A 20,423-nucleotide genomic window follows, 5' to 3' on the forward strand; every position below is an offset into this window, starting at 1 on the left:
GGCCACGCCCGTCGTCACGGACCTCGACCCGGTCCGGCTCCACCCGGATCACGCACCGCCGGGCCCCGCTGTGCCGGACCACGTTGGTCACTCCCTCCCGTACCGTCCAGCCGAAGAGTTCGTCCCGCTCCACCGGCAGCTCCGGCAACGTCTCCGGCAGCTCCGCGGCGATGCCCGCCGCGGCCAGCGCGGAGCGGGCGCCGGCCAGCTCGCCGGCCAGGCCGATTCCCCGGTACGCCGCGACGGTGCCCCGCACGTCGGCGAGGGCCTGCCGGGCCAGCCGCTCCACGTCGGCGATCTCGGTGGCCGCCCGGATCGGGTCCCGCTCCAGCAGCCGCCCGGCCAGCTCGGCCTTCACCGCGACGACGGTCAGCGAGTGGCCGAGGATGTCGTGCAGGTCCCGCGCGGTACGCGCCCGCTCCTCCGCCACCGCCAGGCGGCGGATCTCCTGCTGGGCGGCCTGGAGTTCGCTGTTGCGCTGGGTCAGCCGGGTCACCCCGAACATGGCGAAGGAGGCGAGCAGCACCGCGAAGACCACCGTGCCCTCCGCCTCCCAGCCGGGCACCAGCGCGGCGGTCACGGGCGGCGTCAGCGCGGCGAGGGCGACCACCACCAGCGCCTGTCGCGACGGCAGCAGGAACACCCCGGCGGCGGCGACGAAGACCAGGGTGGTCAACCAGTCGCCGCCGGTACCCGGGATACCGGCCAGCCCGAGGCCGAGCAGGAGCGCCACCGCCGCCCATGCCCGGCCCAGCGGGATGCCCGCGTGTGCCAGGCGCCGGCCGCGCGCCCACTGGAAGACGAACACGTAGCAGACGCCGAAGGCGACCAGGGTCCCCGCGCCGACCACCCGCCGCCACGGCTCGGGCTGGTGCAGGGCGGCGAGCAGCGGGATGTTGAGGAAGAAGAGCCAGACCGCGGCGAGCAACCAGCCGGTGACCCGCCAGTGGCGGGTCGCCAGATAGTTCCGGTCCCACGGAAGCTGCATCGTGAACACGCTAAACCTCCGCCGCCCGTTCAGACCCGGGCGGTGTCACGGCGGAACAACCGGGCCGCGCCGAGGCCGAACGCCGCCGTCCAGGCGGCCACGTTGGCCAGCGCGCCGAGGTCGAACCCGTCCCCGGTCAGCGGGGCCCGGGCGAGCTGGCCGACGCCGTACACCGGGGTGAACCGGGCGATCTCCCGGAACACGTCGGGCAGCATCTCGAGCGGGACGAAGAGACCGCCGAGCATGGCCAGGATCGCCAGGATCGGGCCCATGAACTGCATGACGTTCTCGGCCGGGGCCAGGTAGCCGACGAAGAGGCCGAACGCCGCGAAGACCAGCGAACCGAGCCAGGCGGCCAGTCCAGCCAGCAGCCAGACGTGGACCGGCACCCGTACGCCGGCGGCCGCCCCGACGGCGAACTCGACGAGGACGCCGAGCAGCCCCAGCACCATCGCGGTGGCCACCTTCGTCGCCACGTACGCGGCGGGCCGGAGCGGGGTGAGCCGGAGCTGCCGACTCCAGCCCAGCGCCCGTTCGGTGGCCACCGCGGCCCCGGCGCTGGTGGTGGCGACCATGGCGGCGTAGACCGCGAGGCTGATCATGATCCAGGCGGTGACGGGGCGGCCGTTCGGCAGGTCGTCACCGCGCTGCGGCAGTCCGAAGAGGAGGAAGAAGACCGCCGGCATGACCAGGGTGAACATCAGCGTTCGACGGTTGCGCAGCAGGCGACGGATCTCGATGGCCAGCACGGCGGTGGAGAACCCACCCAGGGCCGGCGGCCGCCGGTCGGCGCGGCGCGCGGGTGCGGTGGTGGCGGGCGAGGTGGCGACGGTCATCTCAGGCTCCGATGGTCTCGGCGGTCAGGCTGTCGGTGGTCAGGGCGAGGAAGGCGTCCTCGAGGTTGCGGGAGGTGATCTCGACGTCCCGGGCGGCGGTGCGGGTGAGCAGGTGCCGGGCGACCGCGTCCGAGTCGTCGGTACGCACCAGCACACCGTCGCCGCGCACCTCCACCGCCCGTACGCCGGGCAGCGCGGCCAGCGCGGCCTGGTCGGCCCCGGGGAGGGTGGCCCGGACGACCCGCCCGGCGGCCAGGTTCTTGATCTCGGCGGTGGTGCCGTCGGCGACCACTCGCCCCTGCCGCACCAGCACGATCCGGTCCGCGTACGCGTCGGCCTCGTCGAGGTAGTGGGTGGCGAAGAGGATGGTCCGGCCGGCCCGGGCGTCGGCCCGGATGGCCTGCCAGAAGTCGCGCCGCCCCTCGACGTCCATCCCGGTGGTCGGCTCGTCCAGCACCATCAGGTCGGGGTCCGAGAGGAGGGCCAGGGCGAAGCGGAGCCGCTGCTGCTGCCCGCCCGAGCAGCGGCCGACCGGGCGGTCGGCGATGTCGGCGATGCCGGCCCGCGCCAGTACCTCGGCGACCGGGCGGGTGCGGGCGTGGAAGTGGGCGGTCATTCGTACCGTCTCGGCGACCGTGAGGTCCTTGAGCAGGCCGCCGGTCTGCATCACGGCGGCAACCAGGCCGTGCCGGACGGCGTCGGCGGGGGTGCCGCCGAAGATGCGGACGGTGCCGGCGTCCGGGCGGGCCAGCCCGAGCAGCATGTCCACCGTGGTGGTCTTGCCGGCGCCGTTGGGGCCGAGGAAGGCCACCACCTCGCCGGGCGCGATCCGGAGGCTGAGCCCGTCGACGGCGGTCACCGGGCCGAAGGTCTTGGTGAGTCCGGCCAGCTCGACGGCCGGTGCGCTGTGGGTCATGACCATGATGCTCCGGCGCGGGAATGCCGGGCTCCCGGAGCGCGCGTCACCTTCCGACCGTGACATTTGTCAGTCGTCGTCCCCGGGCGGCCCGCCGCGCCGCCCGGGGACCGGCCGTCAGTGCGGCGCGTCCGCCGACTCGCGGGCCTGACGCGGCAGCAGGAACGCGGCGCCGAAGGTGAGCGCGAGCAGCCCGATCTCCGCCCAGAGGGTGAGCCGGACCGCCGGCCCGGGGCCGTCCGGGAACTCCGCGAAGAACACCGTGCCGAGCAGGGCGACGCCGAGCGCCCCGCCGAGTTGCTGCACGGCGGTGAGAGTGCCGGAGGCCGAGCCGGTCTCGGCCTCCTCCACTCCGGACAGCACGATGTCGAAGAACGGTGCCATCACCAGGCCCATGCCGAAGCCGACCGGCAGCAGCGCGGGCACGAGCTGCCACGCGGTGAGCTCCCCGTCGACCAGGCGGAGGGTGAGCAGCATCCCGGCGACGCCGACGACCACCACGGCAAGGCCGACGTGGATCAGCGTCCGGCCGAGGCGGCGGGCCAGGCCGGCCCCGGCGACCACGAAGGCGAGCACCATCCCGATCGCCTGCGGCATGCCGGCCAGACCGGCCCGCAGCGGCGACCAGCCCAGGCCGAGCTGCAGGTAGAGGCTGAACACCAGGGAGAAGCCGGTCAGCCCGGTGAAGAAGGCCAGCCCGGCGACCAGTCCGCCGGTGAACGCCCGGCGGCGGAACAGCGAGGGCACCACCAGCGGGTCCTTCCCGGCCCGCTGCCGGCGCACCTCGTACCGGCCGAACGCCGCGAAGACCAGCACCGCCGCGGCCATCATGGCGTACGTCCAGGTCGGCCAGCCCTGCTCGCGTCCCTGGACCAGCGGGTAGACCAGAAGCAGCGCGCCCACCGCGCCCAGCCCGACGCCGGGCAGGTCGAGTCGGGAGGCGTGGGCCGGGCGGGACTCGGGCAGGAAGCGCAGCGCACCGGCGGTGGCGAGCAGACCGAGCGGCAGGTTGATCAGGAAGATCGCCCGCCAGCCGGTGCCCCACAGGTCGGCGTCGACCAGCCAGCCGGCCAGGATCGGACCGCCGACGGCGGCGATGCCCATCACCGGCCCGAACGCGCCGAACGCCGCGGCCAGCTGCTGCGGCGGGAAGACCTCCTTGATGATGCCCAGCCCCTGCGGCAGGAGCACCGCGCCGAAGAGTCCCTGGGCGACCCGGGCGGCGATCAGCATGCCCGGCGAGGTGGCCACCGCGCAGACCGCCGAGGCGGCGGTGAAGCCGAGGACGCCGATGAGGAACATCCGGCGCCGCCCGTACAGGTCGCCGAGGCGTCCGCCGGTGATCAGGCCGACGGCCATCGCCAGGGTGTATCCAGCGCCGAGCCACTGGATCAGGCTGGCCGAGCCGCCGAGTTCGGCGCGGATGGCCGGACCGGCCAGGTTGGTGATCAGGACGTCGAGGAGGTCCATGACCTCCGCGGTGAGGATGACGGCGAGGGCGAGCCAGCGCCAGCGGTGGCCGGTGGCCTCGAGTGGCGCCGAGCGGGTCTCCCCCGTGGCGAGCTGGGACATTGATGACCTCCAGAGCTAGCGAACACCGTTCGTTTACGAACACCGTTCTATCAACGAACGACGTTCGTGGCAAGTACCATGTTCGGTGTCCCCGACCCGGAGGTCGCCCGTGACCGAGCACCCCGCCCCGCCCTGGCGCACCCGCGCCCGCAGCCGGACCGCCCGTCAGCCGTTGAGCCAGGAGGCGGTCGTCGACGCGGCCCTCGCCGTGATCAAGCAGGAGGGGCTGGGCGGGCTGAGCATGCGGCGGGTCGCCCAGGAGCTGGGCACCGGGCCCGCCTCCCTCTACGCCCACGTCTCCGCCAAGGAGGAGCTGCTCGAACTGCTCGTCGACCGGGTCAGCGCGGAGATCACCGTCCCGGAGCCGGATCCGCAGCGGTGGGCGGAGCAGATCCGCGACGTGGCCCGGCAGGCGTACCGGATCTACGCCAGCCACAGCGACCTGGCGCTGGCGTCGCTGGCCCGGATCCCGACCGGCCCGAACGCGCTCCGGGTGACCGAGGCGATGCTCGCCATCCTGCTCGCCGGGGGCGTGCCGCCGCAGGCGGCGACGTGGTTCCTCGACCGGCTCTTCCTCTACATCGCCGGGGACGCCTACGAGGGCGCGCTCTACGCGGAGAAGGTGCGCGCCTCCGGGCAGGACATGCGGACGTACTGGGATCGGCTGCTCGGGCAGCTGCGGACGTACATCCTGAGCCTGCCGGAGCGGTCGTACCCCAGCATCCGCGCCCACGTGGACGAGATGCTCACCGGCGACGGGGACGAACGGTTCGAGTTCGGGCTGGACCTGATGATCCGCGGCGTCGCCGACCACATCCCGCCGCGCTGACCGGCCGACCCGGGGGGTTGCCGACGGACCAGCCGGGTAAGCGGCGGTCCCACCGCCGACATCGGGGAGGCAACCGTCATGGCCAGCGCGCCCACCGCACGGGTCGACACGATCGTGCTGATCCACGGCCTCTGGATGACCCCGCGCAGCTGGGAACGCTGGGTCGACCGCTACGCCGCCAAGGGCTTCCGGGTGCTCGCCCCGGCCTGGCCCGGGATGGAGGCCGAGGTCGAGGCGCTGCGGGAGGACCCGACGCCGATCGCCCAACAGCGGGTCACCGACGTCGTGGACCACTACGAGGGGATCATCCGCGCGCTGCCCCGGCCGCCCATCGTGATGGGACACTCGTTCGGCGGGCTCTTCACCCAGCTCCTGCTCGACCGCGGGCTCGGCGCCGCCGGGGTCGGCATCCACCCGGCCCAGATCAAAGGGGTGCTCAAGCTGCCGTTCAGCACCCTGCGGTCCGGGTTCTCCATCCTGCGCAGTCCGGCCAACCGGCACCGCGCCATACCGTTCACCGCCGACGACTTCCACTACGCCTTCGGCAACAACCTGAGCCGGGCGGACTCCGACGCGGCCTGGGAGCGGTACGCCGTCCCCGCCGCGGGGCACCTTTTCTTCGAGGCCGCCTTCGCCAACCTGGACCCGAACGCGGCCACGAAGGTGGACACGCACCGGTCCGATCGGGCGCCGCTGCTGCTGCTCGCCGGGGGCGCCGACCACGTGGTGCCGCCCTCGGTGGTCTCGGCCAACGCTCAGCTCTACCGGCCCTCCCGGGCGGTCACCGCGTACCACGAGTTTCCCGGCCGGTCGCACTTCGTCGGCGGTGAGCCGGGCTGGGAGCAGGAAGCCGACTACGCGTTGGACTGGGCGGTCGAGATGGCGAATACGATGTCGCCCACCGTGGTCTCCGAAGCGCCCCGCCGGTGAGGCCGGACGGCCCTGGCATGGTGGGTCATCACCGGGGTATGACGGACCTATGAGGGCGAGCTTCCGGCTTGGCCGGATCGCGGGTGTACCCGTCGGAGTCAACTGGAGCGTCCTGGTCATCTTCCTGCTGATCGCCTGGGCGCTGTCGGCCAGTCTGTTTCCGCGCAGTTACCCCGGCCGTCCCGGCTGGGAGTACGTGGCGGCCGGGCTGAGCGCCGCGGTGGTCTTCTTCCTCGGCCTGCTCGCCCACGAGGTGTCCCACTCGGTGGTCGCCAAGCGCAACGGGATCGAGGTGGGGGGCATCACGCTCTGGCTCTTCGGCGGGGTGTCGGAGCTGAAGGGGGAGGCGAAGGACCCGGGTGCCGAGCTCCGCATCGCCGGAATCGGCCCCCTGGTGAGCCTGCTGATCGGGTTCTTCTTCGGCGGCATCGCGGTGGTGATCGCGCTGGCCGGCGGGAGCGGACTGCTGCTCGGCGCGCTGTCCTGGCTGGCCGGCATCAACATCCTGCTGGCCATCTTCAACGTGCTGCCGGCCGCCCCGCTGGACGGCGGTCGGCTGCTGCGCGCGGCGGTGTGGAAGGCGACCGGCGACCGGACCAAGGCGTCGGTGGTGGCGGCCCGGGCCGGCTGGGGTCTCGGTGCCCTGCTGATCGCCTTCGGACTCTGGCGGTTCCTGTCCGGCGCCGCGCTCGGCGGGCTCTGGCTGGCCCTGATCGGCTGGTTCCTGATCGGCGCGGCCGGCATGGAGGAGCGGCAGGCCCGGATGGGCGGCGCGCTGCGCGGGGTGCGGGTCGCCGACGTGATGACGCCGCAGCCGCAGACCGCCTCCGGGGAGCTGACCGTCGCCGACTTCGTCGACCACTACCTCTTCGCGTACCGGCACTCGGCGCTGCCGCTGACCGAGGAGGGCCGGCCCGTCGGGTTGGTCACCCTCGACCGGGTCCGCGGCATCCCCGCCGACCAGCGCGCATCGACCACCCTGGCGCAGGTGGCCTGCCGGTCCGACGAGCTGGTGCTCGCCTCCCCGGACGAGCCGCTCAACGACCTGCTCCCCCGGCTGAGCGAGTGCGCCGACGGCCGGGCGCTGGTGGTGACCGACCAGCGGCTGGTCGGGATCATCTCACCGAGCGACATCAGCCGCGCGGTGCAGCGCGGCAGCCTGCGCGATCAGATGACCACCGGCCGGCACTGACCCGCCGGGCCTCAGTCCCGGGGGAAGTACCGGTCCAGCGGCTCGGTACGGAACTTCCCGGCCGGGTCGAGATCGCGCAGCAGGGCGAGGAAGTCGGCATGCCGGGGCCAGGCGGCGGCCACCGCCGCCGGGGCCAGGCCGAAGACCTTGCCCCAGTGCGGTCGCGGGCTGAACGGCGCCAACCGCTCCTCCACCTCGGCGACCACCGGGGTCACCGCCGACTCGTCGCCGATCCAGGTGAAGTGGATGGCGAGGCTGTCCCGGTCGTGGTTCGGGCTCAGCCAGAGCCGGTCCGCGGCGATGGTCCGCAGCTCGCAGATCTGCAGCACCGCCGCGATCCGCTCCGCCACCGGGTCCAGCGCGGCCAGCGCGTCGGCGGCCACGTCGCGCGCCACGTGGTACTCCGACTGGAGCTCGTCCCCGCTGCTCGGGGTGAAGCCGAGCCGGAAGTGCGGCAGCCGCTCGTGCCACGGCCCGGGCAAACCGCGCTGCGGGGTGCAGTTCTCCGCCGGCATGCCGGGCACCGGATGCCGGTCCGCTTCGGCCGCCGTCGTACCCAGCCAGTCCGCCGGGGGCGGCGGCTGGTCGGCGCGCTGCTTGCGCCACACCTGGTCGATCCGCCCGGAGCGCCAGTCGGTGAAGCCGCTGACGCTGTACGCCGAGGCGAAGGCGACGTCGAGGGCGTCCCGGGGCAGGCCGAGCCGGACGTGCTGCCGGACGTCGAAGGTGGGCACCACGTCGAGGGTGATCCGGGTGACCACGCCGAGCGCGCCGAGGTTGACCACCATCCCGGCGAACCGGTCGTCGGTGCGGTCCACGGTGAGCAGGTCACCGTCGGCGGTCACCAGTTCCAGGGCGGCGACCGACGTGGCCAGGTTGCCGTTGCCGTCGCCCGAGCCGTGGGTGCCGGTGGCGACCGCGCCGGCGACCGAGATGTGCGGCAGGGAGGCCAGGTTGGCCAGCGCGTACCCCTGGGCGTGCAGGCCGGTGGCGATGTCCCCGTAGCGCAGGCCGGCGGAGACGGTCACCGTGCCGCGCTCCCGGTCCAGGCCGACGGTGGGCGGCAGCCCGGCCAGCGAGACCAGGTCGCCGGTGGTGTCGCCGAGCCGGTTGAAGGAGTGCCCGCTGCCGACAGCGCGGATCCGGTCGGCCCCGGCGACCAGCCGGCGCAGCTCGTCCACGCTGGACGGCTCGTGCCGCCGGCGGGCCGCGTAGCGGATGTTGCCGGCCCAGTTCCGGCCGGCGCCGTCATCGGCGGGCAGGCGTGGTGCTGGGCCGCGGCGATCAGCGGGGGCGGCGAGGTGGGCGGGAGCTTCGGTCACGGGGTGGCCTTCCGATCGGTGCGCGACTCGTCGGCGAGCGCGGCACAGAGCAGGTCCAGCGCGGCGTCGACCTGCAGCGTGCTGTACCCGCGCAGCCCGACCGGCAGTCCGGCGGCCCGGGCCTGCTCGATCTCCGACCGGGCGGCCTGCCGCTCCGGCACGCCGCCCTGGGCCAGCGCCTTCCGGCCGCGCCGCACCAGCTCGTCGACCCGCTCGATCCGGTAGCCGCGCAGCCCCTCGGTGAACTCGAAGTCGGTGCCGCCGAGCCGGGTGGCCAGCGGCGTACGGGCGTCGGTGAAGCGATCGCCGGCGAACCGGGCCAGCGCCGCGGCCACCTCGTCGGGCGTCTCCCGGACCTGGTCGAGATCGACCAGGTCGATGGCGGCCCGACCGTCGAGCGGGTGCCGGGCGGTGACCTTCGGGCCGGGTGGCATCCCGGCGGCCGGCACGCCGAGCAGCCGCGGCGATCCGAGGCGCGCGCCCGGCCGGGGCTCGTCGTCGAGCGCCAGCGCGTCGAACTGCTCCCAGCGGTAGGTCCCGCGCAGGCCGGGCCGCCGGACGTCGAGCCCCTCCGGGCCGATCACGAAGCGGAACGGCCGCAGCGCCCCGACCAGGACGGCCGCGCCGAGGACGATCGCGCCCAGGGCGACCAGCATGGGCAACAGCCGCCCGGGGTGGGACAAAGCCAGCACGACCACCCCGCCGAGCATGCAGAAGATCGCCAGCGGCAGCGAACTCCGGTTCCTGTGCAGCTCCACGTCCTACCCCCGTTCGCGCGAGCGTCCGGGTGCATCATCCGCCCGCCGGTCAAGGCCGGGCACCGGTCGATCGGGCACGGTTGCGGTGGGCGTTCCCGGGGAACCCTAGGCCGATGAGCAGCTACCGCGATCCGACGCTCCGCGGCGACGTGTACCCCTCGGAGGAGGAGATCGACCCGACCGGGATCGGCCTGGACCAGGGTGAGGGCTCGTTCCCGTACCGGACCGCTCCGGTGCCGGGGCCCACGCCGGAGCCGGAGCCGGACCCCGTCCCGCACCCCGGTCCCCCGCCGCGGACGGCCGGCGGGGTGGCGTACTCGATCGTGACCCGCCACCTCGACGGGTCGACCGAGGTCGTCACGGACCTGGACGGGGACGGGATCGCCGACGTGGTCCACTTCGACCTGGACGGCGACGGCGTACCGGACATCATCTACTTGGACAGCGACCGCGACGGCCGGCTCGACACGGTGCTGCGCGACCTGGGTCGAACACACTGACGCGGGCGACGGCAGCTCGCCCCCGCGCTGCGTCAAAGTTGCCGCATGACCTCGGCGGCCACCAGCTCCAGGTGGTCCAGGTCGGCCAGGTCGAGGACCTGGAGGTAGATCCGCTGGCTGCCGATCTCGGCGTACCGGCCGATCTTGTCGACGACCTCGGCGGACGTGCCGGCGAGCCCGTTCTCCCGCAGCTCGGCCGGCTCCCGGCCGATCGCGGCGGCCCGCCGGGCCACCTCCGCCTCGTCCCGCCCGCAGCAGAGCACCAGGGCGTTGGACCAGACCAGCTCGTTCGGGTCGCGACCAATCCCGTCGCACGCGGCGCGGACCCGCTCGAACTGGCCCACCGAGTCCTCGACCGAGGCGAACGGCAGGTTGAACTCGTCGGCGTAGCGGGCGGCGAGGCGCGGGGTGCGCTTCTGGCCCATGCCGCCGAGCAGGATCGGCGGACACGGATCCTGCACCGGCTTGGGCAGCGCCGGCGAGTCCTTCACCTGGTAGTACTTCCCGAGGAAGTCGAAGCTCTTGCCGACCGGCGTCTCCCACAGCCCGGTGATGACGGCGAGCTGCTCCTCCAGCCGGTCGAAGCGCTCTCCCAGCACCGGGAACGGGATGCCGTACGCGGTGTGCTCCTCGGCGTACCAGCCGGTGCCGATACCGAGCTCGACCCGGCCGCCGCTCATCTGGTCGATCTGAGCGACGGTGATGGCCAGCGGGCCGGGCAGCCGGAAGGTGGCCGCAGTCATCAGAGTGCCGAGCCGGATCCGGGCGGTGTCCCGGGCCAGACCGGCGAGGGTGGTCCAGGCGTCGGTCGGTCCCGGCTCCCCGCTCACCGAGCCCATCTTCAGGTAGTGGTCGGAGCGGAAGAACGCGCCGAAGCCCGTCTCCTCCGCACAACGGGCCACGGCGAGCAGCTGGTCGTAGCTGGCGCCCTGCTGGGGTTCGGTGAAGATCCGCAGTTCCATGCCCCGAGCATATTGAGTTGAAATGCCGACCACGGCGACTGGCCATATTCCTTGACAGGCATATGCCTGTAGGAGCATATTGTGGTGGTGTCCGTCGACGCCTTCGCCGTACTGGCCGAGCCGACCCGGCGCCGCATCCTCGAACGGCTATGCCGCACCGAGAGCAGCGTCGGTGACCTGGTGGACGCGCTGGGCATGAGCCAACCGGCCGTCTCCAAGCACCTCAAGGTGCTCCGCGAGGCCGGTTTCGTCAGCTACCGCACGGCCGCGCAGCAGCGCATCTACCGGATCAACGTACGCCCGCTGCAGGCCGTGGACGACTGGCTCACGCCGTACCGGCGACTGTGGACGGAACACCTCGACGCCCTGGAGCGCCATCTCGACAGTCAGGAGTGACGATGGACCGCGACAGCTTCCGCCCCGGCCCGCTGGCCGAGGTCTCCCGCGTACCAGCCGACGGCGAGTGGGACCTGATGTTCGTCCGGGATCTGCGGCACCCGCCGGAGAAGGTCTGGGCCGCCCTCACCGAGCCGGACCAGCTCGCCCAGTGGGCACCCTTCCTCGCCAGCCGGGACCTCGGCGCGCCGGGTGACGCCACGCTCAGCACGGTCAACGGCGACGAGACGTTCGACCAGCCGGCGACGGTGCTCCGCGCCGAGCGCCCGACCCTGCTGGAGTACACCTGGGGCGACGGCCTGCTGCGCTGGGAACTCACCCCGTCGGGCAGCGGCACCCGGCTGACCCTGCGGCACCGGGTGGAGAAGCCCGACCTCGCCCCGATGATGGCGGCCGGTTGGCACCTCTGCCTGGACGTCGCCGGCCACCTGCTCGACGGCGACCCGGTCGGCCCGATCCGCGGCGCGGAGGCGATGGACTTCGGCTGGACCGAGCTGCGCGACGCGTACGCCGAGCGCCTGGACGGCGAGCCGCCGGCGCGCTGACGTCAGGCGGGGCGCGGGGCCGGCGCGTCGGGCAGGGTGATCGCGGTGGCGGCCTTCCGGATCGGCTCGGTCACCCGCCGGATCATGGTCTCCCGGCCGGGCAGGTGCGGCATCATCCGCAGCATCAGCGTCTGGAACCGGATCTGGGCGGCCGAGCGCAGCACCATCCCCTTGAGGTTGCGCTCGGCCAGCCGCTGATTCACCTCGACAAACGGGCGCATCCGCCGCTCGTAGTCGGCGAACCCGGCAGCCGGATCCCCACCCGCCGCGGCGAGCGAGGTGGCCAGCACGTACGCCCCGACCAGGCTCAGGCTGGTGCCCTGCCCGGACGCCGGCGACGGCCCGTACCCGGCGTCCCCGACCAGGCCGATCCGGCCGGTCGACCAGTGGTCCATCCGCACCTGGCTGATCGAGTCGAGGTAGAAGTCCGGCGCCTCCCACATCGCGTCGAGCAGTCGCGGCACCCGCCAGCCCACCCCGCCGAACGCGGCCGCCAGCAGCGCCTTCTGCCCGGCGACGTCCCGGTGGTCGGGGCCGCGTTCCGGCGAGGGGAAGAGGAAGAGCGCCTTGGCATCAGCGGCCCCGGCCGTCCGGTAGACGCCGACGGTGCGACCCGGAGCCGGGTGCATCAGCTCGGTCCGGTCCTCGCCGAACTCGCCCCGCACGCTGAAGATCGAGATGTGGTGCCCCAGCGGGCGCAGGTACGCCGACTCGGGACCGAAGGCCAGCCGGCGTACCGTCGAGTGCAGCCCGTCCGCGCCGATGACCAGGTCGAACGTCCGGCCCGGGCCCCGCTCGAAGCGCACCTCCACCCCGTCGGCGGTCGGGGTCATCGCGGCGATCGAGTCGTCGAAGAGGTACTCCACGTCGCGGGTGGCGTCGGCGAGGATGCGGGCCAGGTCGCCGCGCATGAGCTCGGCGTCGTCGCCCTCCCGGCCACCGAAGAGCTGGGCGTCCATGGTGGCGAGCTGGGCGCCGGACGAGTTGACGAGGCGGGCCAGCCGCATCCCGGTGTCGCGCCGGCGGACCTCGTCCCGCAGGCCCATCCGGTCGATCACGTCCAGGGCCGCACCCCGAATGTCCACCTTGTAGCCCCCCTCGCGCAGCGCCGGGGCGCGCTCGACGACGGTCGGACGGAAGCCGTAGCGGCGCAGCCACCAGGCCAGCGCGGGGCCGGCGACGCTCGCGCCGGAGATCAGGACGGTTCTCATGACAGCGACTGTACAAACGTTTTAGACATTTGTGCAAGACGCTTGTTCCAGCGATCGGTTAGGCTGCCGCCCATGGGGAATCGGGAAGACCTGCTCGCCGGCGCCAAGCGCTGCCTGATGGAGAAGGGCTATTCGGGCACCACCGCCCGGGACATCGCCGCCGCCTCCGGCACCAGCCTGGCCGCCATCGGCTACCACTTCCGCACCACGAAGGCGCTGCTCCAGCAGGCGCTCATCGACGCCATGGCGGAGTGGGGCGAGGAGCTGCAACGCGCCCTGTCGGTGGACGCCGGGGCGGACGCCACGCCGGAGCAGCGGTTCGAGGCGGCCTGGACGAGGGTCATCGAGTCCTTCGCCCGGCTGCGCCCGCTCTGGGCCATCCAGTTCGAGCTGATCGCCCAGATGGACCGGACCCCCGAGCTGCGGGAGGCGTTCGCCACCGCGAACGAGCAGGCCCGGTTGGGGCTGGCCGAGATCTTCCACCATCTTGATCCGGGCGCCGACCGAACGCAGGCGCTGCGGCTCGGGTCCTTCTACCAGGCGCTGCTCGGCGGCGTCGCGGCCCAGTGGCTGGTCGACCCGGACCGGGCGCCGTCCGCGCGCGACCTCACCCGGGCACTGCGTACGGTCGCCGCCGAGTTCACCACCTGACCGCCCGCCGGTCACGGCGGCGGCCGCGGGTCAGCCGAGCTGCGGGACGACCTCGCGGGCGAAGAGTCGCATCGGCGCCAGGTCGGTCGGCTCGTGGAAGTAGAGCATGAAGTACTCGATGCCGGCCTCGACCAGCCGGCCGAAGACCTCGACCAGCTCGGCGGGGGTGCCGACCGCGCTGCCCGCGGCCACCTCGGCCCGGCTGCGTCCCCGCAGGTGCGGTGCCAGTCGGGCGGTCACCTCCGCGTCGGTGCCGCCGGTGAAGACCGAGAAGGATGCGGTGTTCAGGATGCTGCCGGGGTCGCGGCCGACGTCGGCGCAGTGCCGGGCCAGCACCTCCAGCTTGTGCCGGTAGAAGGCCGGGTCGGTGTGGTCGGTGAGGTTGCAGGCGTCCGCGTACCGGGCCACGGTCTTCAACGTGCGCTTCTCCCCGCTGCCGCCGATCATCAGCGGGATGTGCGGGCGCTGCACACCGGTCGGCACGTTCTGCGCACCGCGCACCCAGTGGTACCGGCCGTCGACCGTGGCGACCGGCTCGCGCAGCATCGCGGTGACCACCCGGGCCGCCTCGTCCAGCCGGGTCATCCGCTCTCCCGTCGACGGGTACGGCTGGTCGAAGCCGTACGCGTCGTACTCGCGCTGGTCCCAGCCGGCACCGAGACCGAGGAAGGCCCGCCCGCCGCTCGCCACGTCGAGGGTGGCGGCCATCTTCGCCAGCAGCGCCGGGTTGCGGAAGCTGTTGCAGGTGACGATCTGGCCGAGCCGGACCCGGCTGGTCTCCCGGGCGATTGCCGCCAGGCTGGTCCAGCACTCGAAGGTGGTCTCCGGCTCACCGCTGACGGCGTGCACGTGGTCGTAGAGCCAGACCGAGTCGTAGCCGAGCTCGTCGGCCTCCCGGGCCATTCCGACCATCGCCTCGAACTGGTCCACCGGGTCGGTGAGGTGGGTGAGATCCGACCGCCAGCCCTGGGGCAGCACCACGCCCCACCGGATCCTGCCCACGTCGCCCCACTCCCCCCGTCGCCGCAGGTCATCGTACGGGAGGGGCCACCGAGCCCCGGCGGGTCCGGATATCTGGCAGCGTCGCTCTCCGCGCGGCCGGATCGGCGGCCGGCTCGGCGGGCGTCAGGCCACGCGGCGTCGTGCGGGCGGCCGCTCCGCCAGGATCGGCCCGGCGGTCCGACCCACGAAGGCGAAGGTCTCCCGGGCGGCGGAGGCCGCGTGCTCCAGTCCCTCCGGTGACCAGTCGCGACCGGCCACCGCGCTGCGGAAGGTCCGCCAGTCGCGGCCCGGTTCCATCCCGGTCCGGCGGAAGAACCGGGTCGCCGTGCCCGCCGGGAGGTCGAGGCGCTTCTCCACGACGGGGGCGATCACCCGTCCGCCGAGGGCGCTCCCGAGCAGGACGTACCGGCCGCCGACGGCCGCAGCCGCGGTGTCGAACCGCGGGCTGCCGCTCGCCTGTCTGCCCAGGCCGGCAAACGGCCCCTCGGGGTCGCCCCCCTCGGTGGCGGGCAGGGCCTCGAGATCGGCCCGGAGCAGATCGCTCGCCGCGCCGAGCTGGGCGTCGATCCCCAGGGTGGCCCAGTCCGCGGCCGCGAGCTGGCGCTCCAGCGGCTGCCAGGAGGCGAGCAGGGCGGACAGCACGCACACCAGGTCGGCCCGGGACCGGATCCGGCCGGGCAGGTCGAGCTGACGCTCCAGGGCGAGATGGTGGTCCCGGGTGCCGGTCCGGAGCGCGGCCAGCATCGGGCCGACCGGGTCGGGCGCGCCGGAGCGAAGCTGGTTGGGCATCGGGCAAGTATGCCCGCTGAGCTGGGCGGGAGCCGACGGGCCGGTCCACCGGTGGACCGGCCCGCGGCCGCGTCAGCTCACCCGCACGTACCGGCCGCCGCCGGCCTTGCGGAAGACCCCCCGCCGTACGCCCTCCCGGAGTCCGTTACGGAAGCGCAGCGGACCCCAGTACTTGCAGCCCAGCTTCTCGTACATCCGGAACACCACGCGGGCGATCTCGGCGATGCCCATCGGCGGGCGCTGCTTCACCCGGATCGTGCGGCGCGGCGGGATCAGCTCCTGGCCGGTGGCTGCGACGACCTGGCGCTCGAAGTCCCGGGTGACCCGCTCGGCCTCCTCGTCGTGGCCGTGCAGGAAGAGCCAGCGTGGACTCTCCGGCACGTTGCGGCGCACCAGCAGGATCGCGAAGCCCATCACGAACGCGAGCCCGAAGGCCAGCCGCCAGCCGATGTTCATCGGGAAGAGCGCCGTGTTGAGCAGGACCACCGAGGCGAGCGAGCCGAGGATCGTGCCGATCCAGTACGAGCCGCCGATGATCAGGTCCACGGCGCCGCGCACCCGGGCCGGGATCAGCTCGTCGACCGCCGAGTGGATCGCGGAGTATTCGCCGCCGACGCCGGCACCGGTGATGAACCGGCAGACGATGAACCAGATGACGTTCATCGAGAAGGCGGTCAGCACGCTGCCGAGCAGGAACACCCCGAGGGTGATCATGAAGAGCGTCTTGCGGCCGAGCCGGTCGGCCAGCCGTCCGAAGTAGAGGGCACCGAGGCAGGCGCCCACGATGTACGCCGAGCCGGCGGCGCCCACCTCGGTGGGACTCAGCTCCAGGCCGCTGCCCGGCTCGGTCAACCGGCCGCCGATCGCACCGACGATGGTCACGGCCAGGCCGTCCAGGATCCAGACGGTACCGAGACCAATGATGATCATCCAGTGCCACCGGGACCAGGGCAGGCGGTCCATCCGGGCCGGGATGTCCGTCTCGATGGTACGGAGCCTCGCCGTACCCGCTGCTGCTGTCTTTGCCACGTCGGCCTCCTCCGGCGTAGGTGCCAGGACGTGATGCAGATCACGTTCGTCGAATAACTTGCCCCACGGCAACCACCCGGAACCCACCTGCTCCGGAGCCGGCGAAGGGCCCGCCAGCCGGAGCTGACGGGCCCTTCCGTGGTGCCGTGGTTCAGGAGACCGGAACCGCGATGTTCACCGGCTCGCCGCATGCGGTCTGTTCGCGCAGTCGCGGGCGCGTTCGTCGACCGGGAGCGACCGCCACTCGGCGGGTGCGGTCTGGAACCACTGACACTGGCAGCGGGCGGCGTCGCCCCGCTTGCCGAAGATGGCCTGCAGGTCGTCCCAGCTCGCCTCGTTGGCGGGTACGACGGAGATCCGGGTGTCCGTCAGGGGGCTCGTACGCGCCATCGTTCAGTCGCGGCTCGTCGTCGTGGCCACGCAGACCTCGTTGCCCTCGGCGTCGGCCAGCACCCACCACGACGGCGCGTACTCGTCGGTCACCAGGCGACCGCCGGCGGCGAGCGCCGCCGCGATCCGCGCCTCGACCTGCTCGTACGGCACCCACAGGTCGAAGTGGATCCGGTTGCGCTGCGGTCGCGGCCCGTCCATCTGCTGGAACCAGATCAACGGTCCGCGGCCGCGCGGGTCGATCAGGTCCTCCTCGGGGCTGTCACCACGCTCCGTGTAGCCGAGCACGGCACGCCAGAACGGCAGGACCTCGGGGATGGCAACCGCGTCGATCGAGACCTGAACGTTCTGCACCGCGGACGGATCGGCGGGAAGGCCGAGCTCGCGGGCCGCCGCCGAGATCTGCCCGGCCAGGTCGACGTCCCGCTCAGTCAGCCCGTAGTAGTCGTCGGTGACGGTGATAAGGCGCACCAGCACGCCGCCGTACCGCAGGTCGACGCCGGGGTGGTGGTCGTCGAGGCCGGTGAGCTCGCTGATCGCCTGCACCAGCCGGGCGCCCGCCGCGAACGACCCGGTGCGGAAGTACGTGCAGGCACCCTCCCCCACCACTCGCCAGTCCTCGAGGCCCACGGTCTCGTGGAACTGCCGCGGCCTGATGCGCCCCGTCACGCCCGTCGCCACCTCAGCCATGTCACTCCCTTCCCCAGCCTGCGAGCGAGCCGCAGGCTCTGTCGCCGTCCGACTCTGGCCGGTCGAGTATCGCCCGGGTTCCCGACACCCTTTGTCGTGAATCTGAGCGAGTATGAGAACGTGCGTGCCTCGCGGATGGTGACCCTGCTGCTGCACCTTCAAGTCCGTGGCCAGGCCAGCGGCAGCGAGCTGGCCCGGCAGTTGGAGGTCAGCGAGCGCACGGTGCAGCGGGACGTCGAGGCGCTGGTGGCGGCCGGCGTACCGGTGCGCTCCACCCGGGGGCCGGCTGGTGGCTACCGCCTCGACGGCGGGTACCGCACCCGGCTGACCGGGGTCGGCCTGGACGAGGCCGGAGCGCTGGCGTTCCTCGGGCTCGCCGGCCCCGCCGAACAGCTCGGACTCGGCGACATGCTGGAAGGCGCCCGGATCAAGGTGTGGGCCAGCCTCACCGGCGAGGCCCGGCAGCGGGCCGGCCGTACCGCCGAGCGGTTCCACCTCGACCCGGTCCGCTGGTACGGCACACCCGAGCCGGTGCCCTGCCTCACCCAGCTCGCCGACGCGGTCTGGCGCGACCGCCGGGTACGCCTGGAGTATGTGCGCGACGGCCGCGCCGCCACCCGGGAGGTCGACCCGTTGGGACTCGTCCTCGCCGCCGGTGACTGGTATCTGGTGGCCCTGCGCGACCAGCAGCGGCGCACCTACCGGGTGTCCCGGGTGCGTTCGGTGGAACTGCTCGACGAGCCGGTCGTCCGCCCGGCCCAGTTCGATCTCGCCGAGACCTGGGCGGCGGCACGCCGAGAACTGGAGGACGAGGAGCAGACCTCGGTCGAGGTGACGCTACGCGTCGCTGCCCGGGCCCTGCCTCGGCTGCGGCGCCTGGTGCCCGTCCACGGGCAGGCCCGGTCCCCGTCACGGCGACGGGGGAGATCGAGGTGACGGTGCCCTTCGACAATGAGTTCTGGGCGGTGTCGGCGATCCTCAGCCTGGGTGCGGCCGTCGAGGTCCTCGGGCCGGCCTCGATGCGCCAGCGCGTGGCGGACGAAGTCCGCGGCGCCGCGGCCCACTACGCCGTTGACAGCCAGGGCCTGTGAGGTACGGCGGGCGGGTGGCGTAGCACCAGCAGAACGCCGCCAAAGGGCCGGTACCGGGCGGGCAGCGCCGCGCACATGCGCGTTGTAACGTGCGCTGCCATGACGTTGACGCCGGTGCTGGTCCCCACGCGGAAGCCGCCTGTGACGCGCCGTCGGCGTCTCCTGATCGTCGCGACGCTGGCTGCCGCGCTGTGCGCCGGGTATCTGTCGGCCATCATCAGCCATCGCCTCGATCACGGCAGCTCGTGGTGGCACGGGGCTGACGCGGAGTCGCGCACGGAAGGGCAGAGGACGGAGGTACGGTTCGCCTTCAATCCCGGAAGGCAGGTCACGTTCGGCGCCTCCATCCGCAATCCCGGTCCGTGGCCCGTCACGATCACCGACATCGCGGTCAATGACGGTCCTGCGGATCAGCACGTGTTCAAGATCGCCCGCCTGGCGGTGAACCATGCCGATGAGGCCACCGCCGTCGTGTTCGACCTGGCTGCGGCGGCACCGTTCCGGTCGAACAGGGTGGCGGCGGGCGCGGAGCTGCCGGTCTTCGTCACGATCACGATCCCGGACGTGGAGATGGCCCCCGGATCAGGGCTGTTCTTCGATGACCTCGCGGTCGACTACGAGGTACTCGGCCTGCCTCGTCACCAGCGGGTGCCGATGGGCTTCCGTTTGTTGGTCCACTCTGCAAACGGCTATGTCCCACGCTGACCGGCGACGATGCGCGGCGGCCGGTGGACGACAGTACCGCCAGGCCTGCTCTCAGTTCGCCCCGTCCACATCCCCTTGCTCGGCAAGCCCCAGGTGCCTGCTGCGGTGAGCTAGGAGATGTTGGTCCATCGGCACAGCGGCGGCGGACGCGCAGGTCCCCGCTCTTGGCGCGGTACGCGCCCGGTCCAGCAGCGCGCATGCCCGGGCCGTTTCGCGAGCCCGGTGAGAGTGTCGCGCCAGGAAGATTCCGTTCCGACGAGCAACCCTCGGAGCCGGACCAAGCGTGACTATCTCGCATCGGGGATAGGAGGCTTGGATGAGCGATCGCGATGCGACGTTCGCGGAGTACTTCGCGGCGAGGTCGGACGCGATGCGTGGCACCGCGTACCTGCTCTGCGGCGACTGGCACCGGGCGGAGGACCTGGTCCAGACCGCGTTCACGAAGCTCTACCTGGTCTGGAACCCGATTTCCCGGCACGAGGTGCTCGACGCCTACGTACGCCAGATCCTGATCCGGGCCTTCCTCGATGAGCGGCGCCGCGGCTGGTGGCGGCGAGAGCAAGTCGGCTGGGAAGACGCCGACCGGCCGACACCGCCCGACTCCCCGGAAGGCCGGTTGGTGATGCTCCAGGCGCCGCGCGCCTCCCAGCGGTACGACTCGCGACCGGCGCTCTCGGGCCTGGCTGGTTGCTGTTGCCACCTCTATAGCTCGAGTGTCCGCATGTTCACCAGCGCACCGGTCAGGCGAGAAAGGGGCGCCCACCGCCGCGAGGCCGAGCGGTGTCGCACAGCTGCCTGGGGAGGAATCCGTACCCGGCTGCCAGCGCCGGGCCGTGAGCCGCCCGGCTACATAGCTAGGATCTCCGATCGTCAGGTACGCGTGCCGCTCGTCGAGGACGCAAACCGACAGAATCGGCTCAATCCCGAGGAGAACTAGCGTGCGGCGTGGCGCGGTGGCGTTGTTACTGGTCGCGGCGATGGCCGGGTGCGAGTCGGCCAGGCCCGTAGAGGCACCGCTGTGGCACGCCCCAGCCGTCTCGCCCTCCGCCGCCTCATCCCCCGCAGCCGACGCGCCGCCGGTCAAAGCAACCGGCGCTCCGTCCGGCCTCCTGACCACGA

24 protein-coding genes are annotated in these 20,423 nt (G+C 72.8%); 11 read left to right on the top strand and 13 right to left on the bottom strand.

Features of this window, described 5'->3' with window-relative positions; translation table 11 throughout:
- The 4 genes from DKL51_RS24040 to DKL51_RS24055 all read right to left on the bottom strand — a co-directional run.
- A partial coding sequence (locus tag DKL51_RS24040) for a sensor histidine kinase (protein ID WP_124812533.1) occupies positions 1-988 on the bottom strand: 988 nt, incomplete at its 3' end.
- A 29-nt stretch (positions 989-1,017) separates the two neighbouring features.
- Positions 1,018-1,824, bottom strand: a complete 807-nt coding sequence (locus DKL51_RS24045; protein ID WP_109946604.1) for an ABC transporter permease — start codon at positions 1,822-1,824, stop codon at positions 1,018-1,020.
- Position 1,825: 1 nt separating this feature from the next.
- On the bottom strand, positions 1,826-2,740 hold the full coding sequence (locus tag DKL51_RS24050; protein WP_109946613.1) for an ABC transporter ATP-binding protein: 915 nt from the start codon (positions 2,738-2,740) through the stop codon (positions 1,826-1,828).
- 117 nt (positions 2,741-2,857) lie between these two features.
- Positions 2,858-4,312 (bottom strand): MFS transporter, encoded by a 1,455-nt coding sequence (locus DKL51_RS24055; RefSeq protein WP_109946603.1) that lies wholly within the window; start codon positions 4,310-4,312, stop codon positions 2,858-2,860.
- A gap of 109 nt (positions 4,313-4,421) precedes the next feature.
- Between DKL51_RS24055 and DKL51_RS24060 the strand changes: the two genes are divergently transcribed.
- From DKL51_RS24060 to DKL51_RS24070, 3 genes are all read left to right on the top strand, one after another.
- Positions 4,422-5,141, top strand: a complete 720-nt coding sequence (locus DKL51_RS24060) for a TetR/AcrR family transcriptional regulator (protein ID WP_109946602.1) — start codon at positions 4,422-4,424, stop codon at positions 5,139-5,141.
- A gap of 78 nt (positions 5,142-5,219) precedes the next feature.
- Positions 5,220-6,071 carry an alpha/beta hydrolase gene (locus DKL51_RS24065; protein WP_109946601.1) on the top strand — a complete coding sequence of 284 codons (852 nt, stop codon included), beginning with the start codon at positions 5,220-5,222 and terminating at the stop codon, positions 6,069-6,071.
- Positions 6,072-6,120: 49 nt separating this feature from the next.
- The gene (locus DKL51_RS24070) at positions 6,121-7,263 is read left to right on the top strand and encodes a site-2 protease family protein (protein ID WP_109946600.1); all 1,143 of its coding nucleotides are present in this window, start codon (positions 6,121-6,123) and stop codon (positions 7,261-7,263) included.
- Between the two features lie 11 nt (positions 7,264-7,274).
- Here DKL51_RS24070 and DKL51_RS24075 read toward each other — a convergent pair whose 3' ends face one another.
- A complete protein-coding gene (locus DKL51_RS24075; protein WP_109946612.1) occupies positions 7,275-8,525 on the bottom strand; it encodes an FAD-binding protein in 1,251 nt (416 codons plus the stop codon).
- Positions 8,526-8,581: 56 nt separating this feature from the next.
- Positions 8,582-9,343: a hypothetical protein gene (locus DKL51_RS24080; protein ID WP_109946599.1), complete on the bottom strand. Its 762-nt coding sequence runs from the start codon at positions 9,341-9,343 to the stop codon at positions 8,582-8,584.
- 113 nt (positions 9,344-9,456) lie between these two features.
- Here DKL51_RS24080 and DKL51_RS24085 point away from each other — a divergent pair, with 113 nt between their 5' ends.
- A complete protein-coding gene (locus DKL51_RS24085; RefSeq protein WP_109946598.1) occupies positions 9,457-9,843 on the top strand; it encodes a hypothetical protein in 387 nt (128 codons plus the stop codon).
- A 32-nt stretch (positions 9,844-9,875) separates the two neighbouring features.
- Here DKL51_RS24085 and DKL51_RS24090 read toward each other — a convergent pair whose 3' ends face one another.
- A complete protein-coding gene (locus DKL51_RS24090) occupies positions 9,876-10,805 on the bottom strand; it encodes an LLM class F420-dependent oxidoreductase (RefSeq protein ID WP_109946597.1) in 930 nt (309 codons plus the stop codon).
- 81 nt (positions 10,806-10,886) lie between these two features.
- On the opposite strand from DKL51_RS24090, the gene DKL51_RS24095 reads away from it, so the two are divergent.
- Positions 10,887-11,201 carry an ArsR/SmtB family transcription factor gene (locus tag DKL51_RS24095; RefSeq protein WP_311768078.1) on the top strand — a complete coding sequence of 105 codons (315 nt, stop codon included), beginning with the start codon at positions 10,887-10,889 and terminating at the stop codon, positions 11,199-11,201.
- 2 nt (positions 11,202-11,203) lie between these two features.
- Positions 11,204-11,746, top strand: a complete 543-nt coding sequence (locus DKL51_RS24100) for an SRPBCC family protein (protein ID WP_109946596.1) — start codon at positions 11,204-11,206, stop codon at positions 11,744-11,746.
- Between the two features lie 2 nt (positions 11,747-11,748).
- On the opposite strand, the gene DKL51_RS24105 is transcribed toward DKL51_RS24100, so the two are convergent.
- Positions 11,749-12,957: an FAD-dependent monooxygenase gene (locus DKL51_RS24105; protein ID WP_109946595.1), complete on the bottom strand. Its 1,209-nt coding sequence runs from the start codon at positions 12,955-12,957 to the stop codon at positions 11,749-11,751.
- A gap of 72 nt (positions 12,958-13,029) precedes the next feature.
- Here DKL51_RS24105 and DKL51_RS24110 point away from each other — a divergent pair, with 72 nt between their 5' ends.
- A complete protein-coding gene (locus tag DKL51_RS24110; protein ID WP_109946594.1) occupies positions 13,030-13,608 on the top strand; it encodes a TetR/AcrR family transcriptional regulator in 579 nt (192 codons plus the stop codon).
- A 30-nt stretch (positions 13,609-13,638) separates the two neighbouring features.
- On the opposite strand, the gene DKL51_RS24115 is transcribed toward DKL51_RS24110, so the two are convergent.
- The 5 genes from DKL51_RS24115 to DKL51_RS24135 form a co-directional block, all read right to left on the bottom strand.
- Complete coding sequence (locus DKL51_RS24115) at positions 13,639-14,610, bottom strand: TIGR03560 family F420-dependent LLM class oxidoreductase (RefSeq protein ID WP_207783975.1); 972 nt, start codon at positions 14,608-14,610, stop codon at positions 13,639-13,641.
- Between the two features lie 123 nt (positions 14,611-14,733).
- Positions 14,734-15,399 carry a biliverdin-producing heme oxygenase gene (locus DKL51_RS24120; protein ID WP_109946593.1) on the bottom strand — a complete coding sequence of 222 codons (666 nt, stop codon included), beginning with the start codon at positions 15,397-15,399 and terminating at the stop codon, positions 14,734-14,736.
- 72 nt (positions 15,400-15,471) lie between these two features.
- Entirely contained in the window at positions 15,472-16,428 is a 957-nt protein-coding gene (locus tag DKL51_RS24125) for an MFS transporter (RefSeq protein ID WP_243422601.1), read from the bottom strand.
- A gap of 174 nt (positions 16,429-16,602) precedes the next feature.
- Positions 16,603-16,818: a hypothetical protein gene (locus DKL51_RS24130; RefSeq protein WP_109946591.1), complete on the bottom strand. Its 216-nt coding sequence runs from the start codon at positions 16,816-16,818 to the stop codon at positions 16,603-16,605.
- A gap of 3 nt (positions 16,819-16,821) precedes the next feature.
- A complete protein-coding gene (locus DKL51_RS24135; RefSeq protein ID WP_109946590.1) occupies positions 16,822-17,508 on the bottom strand; it encodes a 4a-hydroxytetrahydrobiopterin dehydratase in 687 nt (228 codons plus the stop codon).
- Positions 17,509-17,604: 96 nt separating this feature from the next.
- Here DKL51_RS24135 and DKL51_RS24140 point away from each other — a divergent pair, with 96 nt between their 5' ends.
- The 4 genes from DKL51_RS24140 to DKL51_RS36625 all read left to right on the top strand — a co-directional run bounded on the left by DKL51_RS24140 (position 17,605) and on the right by DKL51_RS36625 (position 20,241).
- Entirely contained in the window at positions 17,605-18,444 is an 840-nt protein-coding gene (locus tag DKL51_RS24140) for a helix-turn-helix transcriptional regulator (RefSeq protein WP_207783974.1), read from the top strand.
- On the top strand, positions 18,441-18,599 hold the full coding sequence (locus tag DKL51_RS37275; protein ID WP_207783973.1) for a WCX domain-containing protein: 159 nt from the start codon (positions 18,441-18,443) through the stop codon (positions 18,597-18,599). Before DKL51_RS24140 ends, DKL51_RS37275 begins: the two co-directional genes overlap by 4 nt.
- A 99-nt stretch (positions 18,600-18,698) precedes the next feature.
- The gene (locus DKL51_RS24145) at positions 18,699-19,304 is read left to right on the top strand and encodes a hypothetical protein (protein WP_124812534.1); all 606 of its coding nucleotides are present in this window, start codon (positions 18,699-18,701) and stop codon (positions 19,302-19,304) included.
- 316 nt (positions 19,305-19,620) lie between these two features.
- Positions 19,621-20,241, top strand: a complete 621-nt coding sequence (locus DKL51_RS36625; RefSeq protein WP_243422599.1) for a sigma factor — start codon at positions 19,621-19,623, stop codon at positions 20,239-20,241.
- Positions 20,242-20,423 lie beyond the last annotated feature (182 nt).

Source organism: Micromonospora globispora, assembly GCF_003857015.1.
GTDB classification, from domain to species: Bacteria; Actinomycetota; Actinomycetes; order Mycobacteriales; family Micromonosporaceae; genus Micromonospora; species Micromonospora globispora.

What these genes read in the sequence shown, in the direction of transcription:
- DKL51_RS24110 (WP_109946594.1), top strand. Translation starts at nt 13,030, where the DNA reads ATGGGGAATCGGGAAGACCTGCTCGCCGGCGCCAAGCGCTGCCTGATG.
- DKL51_RS24090 (WP_109946597.1), bottom strand. Translation starts at nt 10,805, where the DNA reads ATGGAACTGCGGATCTTCACCGAACCCCAGCAGGGCGCCAGCTACGAC.
- DKL51_RS24045 (WP_109946604.1), bottom strand. Translation starts at nt 1,824, where the DNA reads ATGACCGTCGCCACCTCGCCCGCCACCACCGCACCCGCGCGCCGCGCC.
- DKL51_RS24145 (WP_124812534.1), top strand. Translation starts at nt 18,699, where the DNA reads ATGACGTTGACGCCGGTGCTGGTCCCCACGCGGAAGCCGCCTGTGACG.
- DKL51_RS24070 (WP_109946600.1), top strand. Translation starts at nt 6,121, where the DNA reads ATGAGGGCGAGCTTCCGGCTTGGCCGGATCGCGGGTGTACCCGTCGGA.
- DKL51_RS24050 (WP_109946613.1), bottom strand. Translation starts at nt 2,740, where the DNA reads ATGACCCACAGCGCACCGGCCGTCGAGCTGGCCGGACTCACCAAGACC.
- DKL51_RS24120 (WP_109946593.1), bottom strand. Translation starts at nt 15,399, where the DNA reads ATGCCCAACCAGCTTCGCTCCGGCGCGCCCGACCCGGTCGGCCCGATG.
- DKL51_RS24130 (WP_109946591.1), bottom strand. Translation starts at nt 16,818, where the DNA reads ATGGCGCGTACGAGCCCCCTGACGGACACCCGGATCTCCGTCGTACCC.
- DKL51_RS36625 (WP_243422599.1), top strand. Translation starts at nt 19,621, where the DNA reads ATGAGCGATCGCGATGCGACGTTCGCGGAGTACTTCGCGGCGAGGTCG.
- DKL51_RS24100 (WP_109946596.1), top strand. Translation starts at nt 11,204, where the DNA reads ATGGACCGCGACAGCTTCCGCCCCGGCCCGCTGGCCGAGGTCTCCCGC.
- DKL51_RS24105 (WP_109946595.1), bottom strand. Translation starts at nt 12,957, where the DNA reads ATGAGAACCGTCCTGATCTCCGGCGCGAGCGTCGCCGGCCCCGCGCTG.
- DKL51_RS24135 (WP_109946590.1), bottom strand. Translation starts at nt 17,508, where the DNA reads ATGGCTGAGGTGGCGACGGGCGTGACGGGGCGCATCAGGCCGCGGCAG.
- DKL51_RS24065 (WP_109946601.1), top strand. Translation starts at nt 5,220, where the DNA reads ATGGCCAGCGCGCCCACCGCACGGGTCGACACGATCGTGCTGATCCAC.
- DKL51_RS24085 (WP_109946598.1), top strand. Translation starts at nt 9,457, where the DNA reads ATGAGCAGCTACCGCGATCCGACGCTCCGCGGCGACGTGTACCCCTCG.
- DKL51_RS24055 (WP_109946603.1), bottom strand. Translation starts at nt 4,312, where the DNA reads ATGTCCCAGCTCGCCACGGGGGAGACCCGCTCGGCGCCACTCGAGGCC.